Origin of the sequence: Roseovarius sp. D22-M7 (assembly GCF_037083785.1) — a bacterium.
Taxonomy (GTDB): domain Bacteria; phylum Pseudomonadota; class Alphaproteobacteria; order Rhodobacterales; family Rhodobacteraceae; genus Roseovarius.
In genome coordinates, this window is sequence record NZ_JBAPKY010000046.1 from 14465 (window position 1) to 28430 (window position 13966).

Annotated in this window: 18 protein-coding genes; all 18 read right to left on the reverse strand. The window is 66.6% G+C overall.

What is annotated here, in order from left to right:
- Positions 1-10: 10 nt before the first annotated feature.
- Complete coding sequence (gene ureG / locus V8324_RS16645; RefSeq protein ID WP_336421065.1) at positions 11-667, reverse strand: urease accessory protein UreG; 657 nt, start codon at positions 665-667, stop codon at positions 11-13.
- Between the two features lie 11 nt (positions 668-678).
- Complete coding sequence (locus tag V8324_RS16650; RefSeq protein ID WP_442970558.1) at positions 679-1311, reverse strand: urease accessory protein UreF; 633 nt, start codon at positions 1309-1311, stop codon at positions 679-681.
- Entirely contained in the window at positions 1311-1805 is a 495-nt protein-coding gene (locus V8324_RS16655) for an urease accessory protein UreE (protein WP_336421050.1), read from the reverse strand. The genes V8324_RS16650 and V8324_RS16655 overlap by 1 nt, the downstream gene beginning before the upstream one ends.
- 10 nt (positions 1806-1815) lie before the next feature.
- Positions 1816-3522: an urease subunit alpha gene (gene ureC, locus V8324_RS16660; protein ID WP_336421051.1), complete on the reverse strand. Its 1707-nt coding sequence runs from the start codon at positions 3520-3522 to the stop codon at positions 1816-1818.
- A gap of 2 nt (positions 3523-3524) precedes the next feature.
- Positions 3525-3830, reverse strand: a complete 306-nt coding sequence (locus tag V8324_RS16665) for an urease subunit beta (RefSeq protein ID WP_336421052.1) — start codon at positions 3828-3830, stop codon at positions 3525-3527.
- Positions 3827-3982: a hypothetical protein gene (locus tag V8324_RS16670; RefSeq protein WP_336421053.1), complete on the reverse strand. Its 156-nt coding sequence runs from the start codon at positions 3980-3982 to the stop codon at positions 3827-3829. Before V8324_RS16670 ends, V8324_RS16665 begins: the two co-directional genes overlap by 4 nt.
- A 14-nt stretch (positions 3983-3996) precedes the next feature.
- Positions 3997-4299: an urease subunit gamma gene (locus V8324_RS16675; RefSeq protein WP_336421054.1), complete on the reverse strand. Its 303-nt coding sequence runs from the start codon at positions 4297-4299 to the stop codon at positions 3997-3999.
- Between the two features lie 10 nt (positions 4300-4309).
- Positions 4310-5128, reverse strand: coding sequence for an urease accessory protein UreD (locus V8324_RS16680; RefSeq protein ID WP_336421055.1), 819 nt, complete (start codon positions 5126-5128; stop codon positions 4310-4312).
- Between the two features lie 130 nt (positions 5129-5258).
- Positions 5259-5954 carry an urea ABC transporter ATP-binding subunit UrtE gene (gene urtE / locus V8324_RS16685; RefSeq protein ID WP_336421056.1) on the reverse strand — a complete coding sequence of 232 codons (696 nt, stop codon included), beginning with the start codon at positions 5952-5954 and terminating at the stop codon, positions 5259-5261.
- 3 nt (positions 5955-5957) lie between these two features.
- The gene (gene urtD, locus V8324_RS16690) at positions 5958-6698 is read right to left on the reverse strand and encodes an urea ABC transporter ATP-binding protein UrtD (RefSeq protein ID WP_336421057.1); all 741 of its coding nucleotides are present in this window, start codon (positions 6696-6698) and stop codon (positions 5958-5960) included.
- Positions 6695-7858: an urea ABC transporter permease subunit UrtC gene (gene urtC / locus V8324_RS16695; RefSeq protein WP_336421058.1), complete on the reverse strand. Its 1164-nt coding sequence runs from the start codon at positions 7856-7858 to the stop codon at positions 6695-6697. Before urtC ends, urtD begins: the two co-directional genes overlap by 4 nt.
- Before the next feature lie 116 nt (positions 7859-7974).
- A complete protein-coding gene (gene urtB, locus V8324_RS16700) occupies positions 7975-9948 on the reverse strand; it encodes an urea ABC transporter permease subunit UrtB (protein ID WP_336421059.1) in 1974 nt (657 codons plus the stop codon).
- A 70-nt stretch (positions 9949-10018) separates the two neighbouring features.
- The gene (urtA, locus tag V8324_RS16705) at positions 10019-11302 is read right to left on the reverse strand and encodes an urea ABC transporter substrate-binding protein (protein WP_336421060.1); all 1284 of its coding nucleotides are present in this window, start codon (positions 11300-11302) and stop codon (positions 10019-10021) included.
- 377 nt (positions 11303-11679) lie between these two features.
- Positions 11680-11976, reverse strand: coding sequence for a 50S ribosomal protein L23 (locus V8324_RS16710; protein ID WP_336421061.1), 297 nt, complete (start codon positions 11974-11976; stop codon positions 11680-11682).
- Positions 11973-12605, reverse strand: coding sequence for a 50S ribosomal protein L4 (gene rplD, locus V8324_RS16715; protein WP_336421062.1), 633 nt, complete (start codon positions 12603-12605; stop codon positions 11973-11975). Before rplD ends, V8324_RS16710 begins: the two co-directional genes overlap by 4 nt.
- A gap of 1 nt (position 12606) precedes the next feature.
- A complete protein-coding gene (gene rplC, locus V8324_RS16720) occupies positions 12607-13446 on the reverse strand; it encodes a 50S ribosomal protein L3 (RefSeq protein WP_336421063.1) in 840 nt (279 codons plus the stop codon).
- Positions 13447-13459: 13 nt separating this feature from the next.
- A complete protein-coding gene (gene rpsJ, locus V8324_RS16725; RefSeq protein WP_336421064.1) occupies positions 13460-13768 on the reverse strand; it encodes a 30S ribosomal protein S10 in 309 nt (102 codons plus the stop codon).
- 103 nt (positions 13769-13871) lie between these two features.
- On the reverse strand, positions 13872-13966 hold a 95-nt coding region (locus V8324_RS16730), incomplete at its 5' end, for a hypothetical protein (protein ID WP_143535595.1).

Below are 13966 nucleotides of genomic sequence, written 5' to 3' on the forward strand. Positions count from 1 at the left end.
CGCACTCACGCTAACCCTGCCCGGCCACCGCCGGTGCCGCGTCGGGCGCCGCCAGGCGCAGACCACCCGCCTCCTCGATGAACCCGATCACCTGATCAAGACCGACACCGCCGCGCAATTGCGCCAGCACATACGGTCGCGCCCCGCGCGCCCCGGCCGTGTCGGCCTCGAGCTGCACAAGGTCGACGCCCACATGCGGCGCCAGATCGGTCTTGTTGACCACCAGCAGGTCGGATTTCGTCAGCCCAGGCCCGCGTTTGCGCGGGATGTCCTGCCCGGCGGCGGTGTCGATCACGTAGATCGTCAGGTCCGCAAGCTCCGGGCTGAAGGTGGCGGCAAGGTTGTCGCCGCCCGATTCGATCAGCACGAGGTCGAGATCGGGAAACGCGGTGTTGAGATCGGTGACTGCCGCGAGGTTGATCGAGGCATCCTCGCGGATCGCGGTATGCGGGCAGCCGCCCGTCTCGACCCCGCGGATGCGGTCGCCGGGCAAGACCTGCGCGCGCATCAGGTGCTGGGCATCCTCGCGCGTGTAGATGTCGTTGGTGATCACCGCCATGGAACAGCGCGCGGCCAGCGCCCGCGCCAGCCCCTCGGTCAGCGTGGTCTTGCCCGCGCCCACCGGGCCGCCGATGCCCACGCGCAGCGGGCCGTTCATGGATTGCATGTCGTGCGTGCTCATGTGCGGAATATCCTCACCTCTTGGGTCTCGTGCTGCAGCGCCGCCAGATCGCCGGCCAGTGCGCAAGTGCCGAGATCGTCGAGGCCGGCACAGGCCGCGCGCGCGGCAAGATCGTGGATCAGCGGCGTCAGGCGCGCCAGCACCGCCTGCCCCTCGGTCTGGCCAAGCGGCACATGCCGGATCGCGATCGTCACGAGGTTGCCGGCAAAGCCCTGCAGGTAAAGCGCCATCACGTCCTCTTGCGGCAGGTCGAGCGGTGCCGCCGCGTCGGCCACAGCCACAGGCAGCATGCGGGGCGGCAGCCTGCGCCCGGTGATCCCCGACACCGCGCGCGCAAATGCCGTGCCCTGATCGCGGCTTTCCCGCAGGCGTTCCGCGCAAGGGGCCAGCGCGCGGGCCAGATCGTCCACCGCGTCGCGGTCCCCGCCCAGCGCCTGCGCCAGAAGCACCGCATCCTGCCACCCTGCGCCGAACCGCAGGATATTGCCCAGCCAGATGCCGAGGCTTTCGGCATCCCGCACCGTCCCCGCGGCGATTTCCGTTTCCAGCCCGTGCGAATAGGCGAACGCCCCCGTCGGGAAGGCCGGCGAAAGCCACTGCACCAGGGAGAGATGCGACGGCGTCAGCATCAGGCGGGGCCGTGATAGGCATGATCGTGACCCCCATGATCTTGATCCTGGTGCGAATGCGCCATCGTGCGCCCCTTGCCATAGGCACCGCCCTCGGGTCGAAACGGCCCGGTGACCGGGGTCAGATCCGCGCCGATATGCGCCAGCATCGCCTCGATCACGTGATCGCGGCGGATGGTCAGGTGATCGGCGCCCATCTGGCACGGCGTGTGCCGGTTACCGATATGCCAGGCGAGGCGCGGCAGGTCGCCGCGCACCTCCACCAGATCCTCGGGCGCGGCCACGACCGCCACCGCGCGCCCGTCGTCCAGCACAAACCCCCAGTGATCATCAAGATTGGTGACCTCGACCAGATCCACCAGGAAGGCCAGACCATGCTGCCCCACCAGCCGCTTGCGCCGCATCAGCCGCGCATCATAGTCGAGCGCGACATGATCGGCCACTTCCGCGGGTGCCTCGGACAAGAGGCGGCGGCAGACGGGAAGATCGCTCATGCATTGCTCCTCAGAACAGGAAATAGCGTTGCGCCATCGGCAATTCGCAGGCCGGCTCGCAGGTCAGCAACTCGCCATCCGCGCGCACCTCGTAGGTCTCGGGATCCACCTCGATCCGCGGCGTCAGGTCGTTGTGGATCATGTCGCGCTTTCCGATGCCCCGCGTGCCGCCGACCGCGACGGTCTCCTTCGCCAGCCCGAGCGCCGCGCCGATCCCGTCGGCCTGCGCCGCGGCACTGACGAACGAGACCGAGGATCGCTCCAACGCCCGCCCGAACGCCCCGAACATGGGGCGCGAATGCACCGGCTGCGCGGGGATCGAGCCGTTGGGATCGCCCATCTGCGCCAGCACGATCGAGCCGCCCATCAGCACCATGTCCGGTTTCGCCCCGAAAAAGGCCGGGCTCCACAGCACCAGATCAGCGCGCTTCCCAGGCTCGATGCTGCCGATATGCGCAGCGATGCCGTGGACGATGGCGGGGTTGATGGTGTATTTCGCGATGTAGCGCTTGACGCGGATGTTGTCGTTGTCGCCGGTTTCCTCGGGCAGCCGGCAGCGCTGCAGGCGCATCTTGTCGGCGGTCTGCCAGGTGCGGATGATCACCTCGCCCACGCGGCCCATCGCCTGGCTGTCCGAGGCGATCACCGAGAACGCGCCCATGTCGTGCAGGATGTCCTCGGCAGCGATGGTCTCTCGCCGGATGCGGCTTTCGGCAAAGGCCACGTCCTCGGGGATCGCCTTGTCGAGGTGATGACACACCATCAGCATGTCGAGATGTTCCTCGATGGTGTTGACGGTGTAGGGCATCGTCGGGTTGGTCGACGAGGGTAGCACGTTCTGCGACCCGACCACCTTCATGATGTCGGGCGCATGACCGCCGCCCGCGCCCTCGGTGTGGTAGGCGTGGATCGTGCGGCCCTTGAAGGCGGCCAGCGTATTCTCCACGAACCCTGACTCGTTCAGGGTGTCGGTGTGGATCATCACCTGCACGTCCATGTCGTCGGCGACGCTCAGGCAGCAGTCGATGGCGCCCGGCGTGGTGCCCCAATCCTCGTGCAGCTTCAGCGCGCAGGCCCCCGCTTGCACCTGTTCGACCAGCGCGCCGGGCAGGCTCGCATTGCCCTTGCCGGCAAAGGCAAGGTTCATCGGCAGCGCGTCGGCGGCCTGCAGCATCCGCCCGATATGCCAGCTTCCGGGCGTGCAGGTCGTCGCCAGCGTGCCATGCGCCGGGCCGGTGCCACCGCCCAGCATCGTGGTGATGCCGGAATGCAGCGCGTCGTCGATCTGTTGCGGGCAGATGAAATGGATATGCGCATCGAACCCGCCGGGCGTCAGGATGCGGCCCTCTGCGGCGATGACTTCCGTCCCCGGGCCGATGACGATATCGACGCCGTCTTGCGTGTCGGGGTTGCCGGCCTTGCCAATGGCGGCGATTTTCCCGTCGCGCAGGCCTACATCCGCCTTGACTATGCCGTGGTGGTCCACGAGTAGCGCGTTGGTGATGACCGTGTCCATGGCTCCTTCGGCGCGGGTCGCCTGGCTTTGGCCCATGCCGTCGCGGATCACCTTGCCGCCGCCGAACTTCACCTCCTCGCCGTAGGTGGTGAAGTCCCGCTCGACCTCGATGACAAGGTCGGTATCGGCGAGCCGCACCCGGTCGCCTGTGGTGGGGCCGTACATGCCGGCATAATCGGCGCGGGGGATGGTTGTTGCCATGGCTAAAGGTCTCCCATCACCTGTCCGTTGAATCCGAACACCCGCCGCGCCCCGCCATAGGGGATCAGCTGCACCTCGCGGGTCTGGCCCGGCTCGAACCGCACGGCGGTGCCGGCCGGGATGTCGAGGCGTTGCCCGCGCGCCGCGGCGCGGTCGAAGGAAAGCCCGCTATTGGCCTCGGCAAAATGGTAGTGGCTGCCCACCTGCACGGGCCGGTCGCCGGAATTGGCGACCTCCAGCACGGTGACCTCGGCGCCCGCGTTCAGGGTGATGTCGCCGGCCGCAGGCAAAAGCTCTCCGGGGATCATTTGCGACCCCCGCCGATGACATAGCCGCCCGCAAGGGCCAGCAGACCCACGACCACCAGCCACATCGCGTCGACGCCATGCGGGTGCATGTGCGGGCCGGCATGGGCCTGGGCCAGCGTCGGCAGAAGAAGCAAGGGCAGGATATATCGCATGGGAACGGTCCTTTTCAGCGGATGGGATCATGGACGGTCACCAACTTGGTGCCGTCGGGAAAGGTCGCCTCGACCTGCACAGAGGGGATCATCTGGGGGATGCCCTCCATGCATTGATCGGACGTGATGACATGCGCGCCGGCCTCCATCAGGTCGGCGACACTGCGCCCGTCGCGTGCACCCTCGACCACGAAATCGGTGATCAGCGCCACCGCCTCGGGGTGGTTGAGCTTGACGCCGCGCGCCAGCCGCCCGCGCGCCACCATGGCGGCGACAGAGATCAGCAGCTTGTCCTTTTCGCGGGGATTGAGGTTCATCGCATGTCTCCTAAGCTTGCCAGACGCGGGGCAGCGGGCCGGGGCGCAGAACCTGCACCAGCCGGGCGATCTGCCGCCGCAGCGGCCAGCCATCGCCGGCCATCAGCCGGATCACGAGCTTGCCGTCGAACCCCGAGGCCGCGCCCGCGACGCCCGGCTCGCCCAGACCCTCGCGCACGCGGGCGACCGCGTCCTCGGCCCCCTGTGCCACCAGCGCCAGCGTGGCGACCGCCCGCGCGCCGTTCAGCACGCCCGCTCCGGCGGTCAGCGCGTCGGTCGCCAGATGCAGCGGTTCGACCAACACGGGCGCGCCATCCCGGGTGATGCGGCGGGTGTCGCGCAGCGTGACGCGGCGCACCGTCTCGCCCATGGCGGCGCGGCCCAGCACGATGGATTCGAGCATCAGGCAGGACGCATCCGGCGCAAGATCGATCACGGTCTCGCGCGCCAGATGGCTTTGATCGAACAGGATCGTCTCCTGCGGCAGCCAATCAAGATGCGCGCCCGCGCCCAGCCGGTGATGCACCGTGACCCGCGCGGGGCCATGTGCGCTGCGATAGGCGCGCTCGGCGGTCTGGGTCGTGCCGGTCGCGCGGCAGCCATCGGCAAGGTCGATGCGGTAGGACAGCCGGTCACCGCCCGTCAGCCCGCCCGACGTGTTGAGCAGCACGATCTCAGGGCCTTCTGCGCCGGGATGCAGGAACGCCTTGGCCGATCCCCGCTGGTGCAGGCGCTCGAGCTTACCACCCGCCTGCCCCGGCAGAAGCGTGACATGCGCGGCGCCTTGGCTGCGCTCATGCGTCGGGGGCGGGGCGGGGCAGGCATCCATCTGCGCGTCTCACGTCGGTGTCGCCTTCAGCGTATCGCCGGCGCGCCGGACAGCCAGACCCGACCACGCCCCGAGGCCGCCTCGCGCCGCCACTCGCGCGTGAATGCCTGCATTTCAGGCAGACCGCCCATCAGATGGACACTTCGCGCAACAGCCGGTCCCGCTCGACCGTCGCGGCGGGTTCCGAAAGCCGCACCTCGCCGCGGTTTAGCACCACGAGGTCGTCGGCCAGATCATAGGCGAAATCGAAATACTGCTCGACCAGCACGATGGCGATCTCGCCCTCCTCGCGCAAGAGGCCGATCACCTCGCCGATCTGGCTGATGATGTTGGGCTGGATCCCCTCGGTCGGCTCGTCCAGAAGCAGGACGCGAGGCCGCGCGATCAGCGCGCGGGCAATGGCCAATTGCTGTTGCTGACCACCCGACAGATCGCCGCCCCGCCGGTCCCTCATCCGGTCCAGTACCGGGAAGAGGTCGTAGATGCGGTCGGGGATGACACGCTCGGGCCTCTGCAGGCAGGCAAAGCCGGTCTGCAGGTTCTCGGTCACAGAAAGCAGCGGAAAGACCTCGCGCCCCTGCGGGACATAGGCGATGCCGGCCTGCGCGAACCGTGCCGCGCTCAGGTGATCCAGCACCTGCCCGTCCAGTGTGATGCGCCCACCCGAATAGGGGTGCCGGCCCGCGATGGCCTTCAACAGGCTGGTCTTGCCCACGCCATTGGTGCCCATGACCGCTGTCACCGCCCCGGGACGCGCGGTCAGGCTGACCTCGTGCAGGATCTGCGAGGCACCGTAATGCAGGGTCAGGTCCTCGACGCTCAGCATCGTTCAGCGGCCCAGGTAGACATCGATCACCTCCTTGTTCGCGGTGACATGGTCGATGCTGCCCTCGGCCAGCACCGCGCCTTCGTGCAGCACCGTCACCTTGCAGTTCAGCCTGCGGACGAAGTCCATGTCATGCTCGATCACCACCACGGCGCGGGTCTGCGCGGCGCGTTTCAGGATGTCGGTGGTGTGTTCACGCTCGGCCGGTGTCATGCCCGCGGCAGGCTCGTCGACCAGCAGAAGGCGCGGGTCCTGTGCCAGAAGCATCCCGATCTCGAGCCATTGCTTCTGCCCGTGGCTGAGTTCGCCGGCGCGGCGGGGCAGATCGTCGGCGAGACCAATCTCCTCGGCCAGTTCGGCGATGCGCGTGGCGGCATGGCCGGGCCGGCGGTCGAACAGCACGTTGAGCGGCCCGCGCGCGTTCCTGAGCGCCATCGTGAGGTTCTCGCGCACGGTCTGATGCTCGAACACGGTGGGTTTCTGGAACTTGCGCCCGATGCCGGCACGGGCGATGGCGCTTTCGCTCATCCCCACCAGCGAGCGCGACGCCTCGCCCCAGATCACCCGTCCCTCGTCGGGCCGCGTCTTGCCGGTGACGATATCCATGAAGGTCGTCTTGCCCGCCCCGTTGGGGCCGATCACGGCGCGCAATTCCGGCTCTGCGATCTGGATCGAGAGGTTGTTGATGGCGTGGAACCCGTCGAAACTTACGGAAACGCCCGAGACTTCGAGAAGCGTGCTCATGGCTTTTTAACCAGATAATCGAAGAGGCCGCCGATGCCGCGCGGAAAGAACAGCGTGACGGCGACAAAGCCCCCGCCCAGCAGCACCAGCCACCAATCCGTCCAGTTGATCGTGTAGAACCCCAGCTCGATATCCGGCGCGCCGCCGCCGGTGAACCAGCTCGACGCGAGGCTGACCACAGCCGCGCCGATCACCGCGCCGTAAAGCCGCCCGCGCCCGCCGATGGCCACCCAGACTGCAAGGTAGATGGACGCGATCGGCGCGATCTCGGCCGGGTTGATGATTCCGGCCTGCGGATAGTAAAGTGCGCCGGCAAGCCCCGAGACGATCGCGGTCAGGGTGAAAACCAGCAGCTTGTAGCTTTCGACATGGTAGCCGAGGAACCGCACCCGCGCCTCGTTGTCGCGGATCGCCCGGACGACCGACCCGAACCTGTCCGACACCAGCCACGCGAAGAACACGTATCCCAGTCCTAGGGCCGCGGCCGAGGCCCAGAAGAACCACAGCGCCACCGTGGATTGCGGCACCTCCAGAAGGCCGGGGATGTTCTGCAGCCCCGACAGGCCGTTATTGCCGCGCAGCCCGGTGTCGTTCTGAAAAAGGTACAGCGACAGCGCCAGCGTCATCGCCTGCGTCAGGATCGACAGGTAAACGCCGGTCACTCGGCTGCGGAAGGCCAGCCAGCCAAAGACCAACGCCAGCAGCCCCGGCACCAGCACCACCAACAGCAGTTGCAGCGGCAGGGAGTGGGCGAAGGCCCAGATCATCGGCAACTCGTCGCTGCCCACGACGCCGAAGATCTGGCCGGCGATGGCATCGTCGATCTCGCCTTGCGTGGGCGGGATCGGCGCGTTGGCAAGGGACTCGATGACGATGCCCTCGGTGCGGGCATACATCAGCCACATGCCGATGGCGTAGCCGCCCAGCCCGAAAAACGCGAAATGCCCGAGGCTGAGGATCCCGCAATAGCCCCAGACCACGTCCATCGCCACCGCGATCAGGCACAGGCACAGCGTCATCCCGAGGATCTTGACGGCCGAGGTCGACAAGAGCGCGAGGCCCGCCCCCTCGGCCAGGATGGTGACGCCGAGCGTGAAGAGACCGAGCAGCCCGAGCATCCAGAACACCGACGGATTGTCCGCGAGGAAGCTGCGTTTCATGCCCGCCCCCCACTTAACCCGGTTCTCGGACCCTTGCGCCGCGCGAAGGCGTCACTGCGTTGTTCTTCCCAAGGATAGTTCCGGCCCGAAGAAGTCCGAATGGCGTCCTGCATGGATCAGTCTCCCGCCGCGCGGCCCTTCAGGGCGACGATGCCCTTGGGCCGGAACTGGATGAAGAGGATGACGAACAGCACCATCCAGGTTTGCGCCGCCAGCGTGTTTGAGGGGTTGAACCACTCGATCCCCTTTTGCAGAAAGCCGATCAGCGACGCCCCCGCGAGCGTGCCCCAGACATTGCCGACACCGCCGACGACCACGGTCATGAAGCTTTGCACGATGTAATTGGCGCCCATCTCGGACGTGACCTGTGCGTATAGCCCGATCGCCACGCCGGCGATCCCGGCGATGCCCGATCCGAGGCCGAAGGTCAGCATGTTGATGCGGTCGGGATCGATCCCCATCGAGGCCGCCATGCCGGGGTTCTGCGTGACCGCGCGCACCTCAAGCCCCAGCCGCGTGCGCTTGAGGATATAGAGCAGCAGCGCCAGAAAGATCAGCGCCAGCACGAAGATCCCCACGCGGATCGTCGAGATGCCGACGATGTCGTTGAGCGTGATCGCCCCGCCCAGCCAGTCGGGCGCGGTCAGCGGACGGGCCTGCGTGCCGAATATGTTCTTGGCCAGTTGCTGCAGCATGATCGAGATGCCGAACGTGGCCAGCAATGTTTCCAGCGGCCGGGTATAGAGATGGCGGATCACCAGACGCTCCATAGCGACGCCTGCACCGAAGGTCACCAAGAAGGCCATGGGCAACGCGACCACGAGGCTAAGGGTGTAATCTGGCACGAAAAGCTGCACCACGTAACCGGTATAGGCGCCCATCATGATGAACTCGCCATGCGCCATGTTGATCACCCCCATCACGCCGAAGGTGATCGCGAGACCGATGGCGGCGAGAAAGAAGATCGACGCCAGCGACAGCCCGTCAATCACAAGGTCCGCGGTCTGGTAGAGCCCGAGCGCGCGCGCGGTGGCGTCGAGCGCGTCCTGCGCGGCCTGCGTGATCTCCGGGTCGGGTTGCAGGTATTGCTCGTAGAAGACATGCGCGGCGACGGCCTGCGCGACCTCGCCCGGGGCCGCGCGTGGCGGCACGGTGCCCGCCGCCTCGAGCGCCTCATAGGCGTCCGCGCGGGCCGCCAGCGTGTCGAGCCGGTGAACGGGCACGCCGCCCACCCGGCCATCGACGATGTGTTCGGCCAGCACGTCGCGCAGATCCGCCGCCGTCTGGCGCGGCGGCGCGAGGCCCTCGTCGACGAGGCGGTCATGCGCCTGCGCCTCGGTGATGTCCGTCCCGACCTCGAGCACGCGCGCGATGTTGGCATCCTCGGGCAGGGTCTCGGCCACACCGTCGCGTGTCGCGGTCAGTTGGTTGAGCACGCCGCGCGCCTCGATGCTGGTATCACCCGCCAGCGCCGCGATCGCGTCGAGGCGGTCGGATTTCGTGGCGCCGAATTGCGCGGTCAGAAGCGCCAGAAGCCGCTGCTTGCGGGTCTTGATCGCGGGGTCGGTCTCGCTGTCGATGCTGTCTGCGAGCGGCGGGATCTGGCTGGCATCCGAACTGCGCAGGATGGCGTCGAGCGCGTCCTGCCGGCGCGCGGGATCGGGGGCCGTCAGTTCCACGGGCACCAGCGCCGCGGCAAGCTCGCGGCGCACCCCGGCATTGGGCCGGATCTCGTCGACCGCGCGGCTACCCACGACGTCGACGGCCTCACCGCTATCGATATCGATCAGGCGCAAATCGTCGCCCGCCTCTTCGGCATAAAAGAATAACCCATCCTCCGGGCGCACATAGACCTCGCGCGCCTCCCACTTGCGCAGGAAATCCGCGATGCGCAGATGCCCGCTATCGAGCAGGTCCGCGATCACCGGGCCGATGGTGCGACGCGACGGATCGGCGAGATCTTCCTGATGCTGTTGCAGAAGCGGCTGCAGATCCTGCTGTGCGGTTGCCGCACCGGGGCGCAGCCCGATCAGGCAGACCGCAAGCACGAGAAGCGCCACCACGCGGGCGAGAAAGGCGGAAACTGGCATATCCGATCCGGTCCTGTTGCAGCATGGCGCCGCGCGGGCAGGGAGGGTCCCGCGCGACGTCGGGTCGTCCTCAGTAGTTCGAGGTCATCTGCACGCAGGTTTCGGTCTCGGTATTGTACATCCCGCAGCCGAGATCCTGCCAGTCGCTCTTGAGCACGGCGCTGTCGGGCAGGTGGTCGGTCCAGGCGTCGCCGGGCACTTCCTCGGTCTGGCTGATGATGTCGAACTGTCCGTCATCGCGGATCTCGCCGATCAGGACAGGCTTCGACAGGTGGTGATTGGCGTTCATCACGGCCGTGCCGCCGGTGAGGTTGGGCACCTCCTGCCCCCACATCGCCTCGCGCACCGCGTCGACATCGGTCGTCCCGGCCTCGGTCACCGCGTTCACCCACATGTTGAAGCCGATGTAATGCGCCTCCATCGGGTCGTTGGTGACGCGGTCGGTGTTGCCGATATAGGCGTGCCAGTTCTCGATGAAGGCCTCGTTTTCGGGCGTGTCGGCGGACATGAAATAGTTCCACGCCGCGAGGTGGCCGACCAGCGGTGCCGTGTCGAGACCCGAAAGCTCTTCCTCACCCACTGAAAACGCCACCACGGGGATATCGGCCGCGTCGATGCCCTGTGCCGCCAGTTCCTTATAGAAGCCGACATTGGCATCGCCATTGATCGTCGAGATCACGCCGACCTGCTTGCCCGAGGCCCCGAGGGCCACGACATCCGACACGATCGTGGCCCAGTCGGAATGCCCGAAGGGGGTATAGTTGACGAAGATGTCCTCATCCGCGACGCCGTTGGATTTCAGGTAGGAATCGAGGATGTTGTTGGTGGTGCGGGGATAGACGTAATCGGTGCCCAGCAGCGCGAAGCTCTCGACGCCAAGCTCCTCGAGGAAATAGTCCACCGCCGGGATCGCCTGCTGGTTGGGCGCCGCCCCCGTATAGAACACGTTCTTCGAGCTTTCCTCGCCCTCGTATTGCACGGGGTAGAACATCAGGCCGTTGAGTTCCTCGAGCACCGGCAGCGCCGACTTGCGGCTGACGCTGGTCCAGGACCCGAAGATCACGTCGACCTCGTTCACGGTCAGCAACTCGCGCGCTTTCTCGGCGAAGAGCGGCCAGTCGGACGCGGGATCGACGACCACCGCCTCGATCTCGCAGCCCAGAAGCCCGCCCTTTTCGTTCTGCTGCTCTACGAGCATCAGAACCGTGTCCTTGAGCGTGGTTTCCGAGATCGCCATCGTGCCCGACAGCGAATGCAGTACGCCAACCTTGACGGGGCACTCCTGCGCGAGGACGGGGGTGGAAAGCAACGCGGTCGTCGCGGCAAGGGTGGCCGCAAGTGTTCTGGTCTTCATCTGTCTCATATCTCCCGTGTCAGGTCTGCCGCAGCGGCAGCGAAAGGCCTTCGGCCATTTTTATCCGGCGCGGCGCTCGTTCGAAGGTATGACCCCCGGGTCACGACCGGTCCGATGGCTTCAGCCAATATGCGCGGCGCTGGCCGCACAATTGAAAGGCCCGGCGTGACACCCGAAACGCCGGCGCCCGCCCGCCTTTCAGGCAAAAGGCCTTGCCATTGCCCAATTATTATGCAGACGCAAAAGTGTCGCGACGGGGCCGCGCGGCGTGGCGGTGGCGGCGCCCCGGCCTCGACACCGGGCACCGCGCCGATGCGGCACGAAAAAAGCCCCCGCCTTTCGGCAGGGGCCTTTGAGAAAGACGCGGATGCGCCGGGTCAGAGACCGGTGGTCACATCGATCGTGCTGCCCTCGGCCAGCGTGACATAGGCCTTCTTGACGTCGTTGCGACGCCCCGGCTTGCCGCGAAAGCGCTTGTGCTTGCCCTTGGTGATGGTGGTGTTGACCGCCTTCACCTTGACCCCGAAGAGCGCCTCGACGGCCTCCTTGATCTGCGGCTTGTTGGCATCGATGGCGACCTCGAAGACGACACCGCCGTTTTCCGAGGCCAGCGTGGCCTTCTCGGTGATCACAGGTTTGCGGATCGCGTCGTAATGTTCGGGTTTCGCGCTCATTTCACACCACCTTTTCCAAGACGGGCCTCGAGGGCCTCGACACCCGCTTTCGTCAACACCAGCGTGTCACGCTTGAGGATGTCATAGACGTTAGCGCCGACCGACGGCAGCACATCGAGGCCCTCGATGTTGCGCGCCGCCTTGGCGAAATCGGCGTTCACTTCGCTGCCATCGATGAGCAGCGCACGCTTCCAGCCGAGATCGCGGATCTGGCGGGCCAGCGTCTTTGTCTTGCCGTCGCTCGCCGCATCCTCGATCACCACCAGCGACCCGGCCTGCGCCTTGGCCGACAGCGCGTGCTTGAGGCCCAGCTGGCGCACCTTCTTGGGCAACTCATGCGCATGGCTGCGCGGCGTCGGGCCCTTGTAGATCCCGCCCTTGCGGAAGATCGGCGCCGAGCGCGCGCCGTGGCGTGCGCCCCCGGTGCCCTTCTGGCGGTAGATCTTCTTGGTCGAATAGCTGACCTCGGACCGGGTCTTGACCTTGTGCGTGCCGGCCTGCGCCTTGTTGCGCTGCCAGCGCACGACCCGGTGCAGGATGTCCGCGCGCGGCTCCAGCCCGAAGACGTCTTCGCCCAGATCGACCGCGCCGGCCGAGCTGCCGTCCAGTTTGATCACGTCGAGTTTCATATCACTGGTCGTCCTTCTTCTCGGCGTCGATATCGGCCTCGGCCTCTTTCAGCGCGGCTTCCTCGGCGGCGGCCTGCTCTTCGGCGATGCGCTTGGCCTCGGCTTCTTCCTCTGCGGCGGCCTGTGCGGCGGCCTCCTCGGCGGCTTTGGCGGCCTCTTCAGCCGCGGATTTCAGCGCCGCGGGCAGGATCGCGTTCTCGGGGAACGGCTTCTTGACCGCGTCCTTGATCGTCACCCAACCGCCCTTCGATCCGGGCACCGCGCCCTTGATCATGATCAGGCCGCGACCCGCATCGGTCCGGATGACCTGCAGGTTCTGCGTCGTCACCTTCGAGGCACCCATGTGGCCGGCCATCTTCTTGCCCTTGAAGACCTTGCCGGGATCCTGGCACTGACCGGTTGAGCCGTGGCTGCGGTGGCTGATCGACACGCCGTGGGTCATTTCCAGACCCCGGAAGTTGTGCCGCTTCATCGCCCCGGCAAAGCCCTTGCCGATCGAGGTGCCGCAGACATCCACGAATTGACCCTCGAAATAATGATCAGCGGTGATTTCCTCGCCCACCTTGATCAGGTTCTCGGGCGCCACGCGGAATTCCGCGACCTTGCGCTTGGGCTCCACCTTGGCCACGGCGAAATGCCCGCGCATCGCCTGCGTGGTCCGCTTGGCCTTGGCGGTGCCGGCCCCCAGTTGAACTGCCGAATAGCCGTCCTTCTCGGCGGTGCGCTGTGCCACCACCTGCAACTTGTCGAGTTGAAGAACGGTCACCGGCACCTGCCGCCCGTCTTCCATGAACAGCCGGGTCATGCCGACCTTCTTCGCGATCACACCAGAGCGCAACATGTCGTGGCCCTCCTCAAACAGAGATCTGAACGTCCACGCCGGCGGCGAGGTCGAGCTTCATCAGCGCGTCTACCGTCTGCGGCGTGGGATCGACGATGTCGAGAAGCCGCTTATGCGTGCGGATCTCGAACTGATCGCGGGATTTCTTGTTCACGTGCGGGCTGCGAAGAACGGTGTATTTCTCGATCTTGTTGGGCAGCGGGATCGGGCCGCGCACGTGCGCGCCCGTCCGCCTGGCGGTGTTGACGATTTCCTGGGTGCTGGAATCCAGCACCCGGTAGTCGAACGCCTTCAGCCGAATGCGAATGTTCTGGCTTTGCATCTGATGGGCCTTTCACGGCATTGGAGTTGATAGGAGGACGGCCGGATGATCCGGCCCCCCTCGTCGAACCCTGCCCCGGGACGTGCCCGAGGCCTGAGTTGTCTTACACGAGGATCTTCGACACGACGCCGGCGCCGACGGTGCGGCCGCCTTCGCGGATGGCGAAGCGCAGGCCATCTTCCATGGCGATCGGCGCGA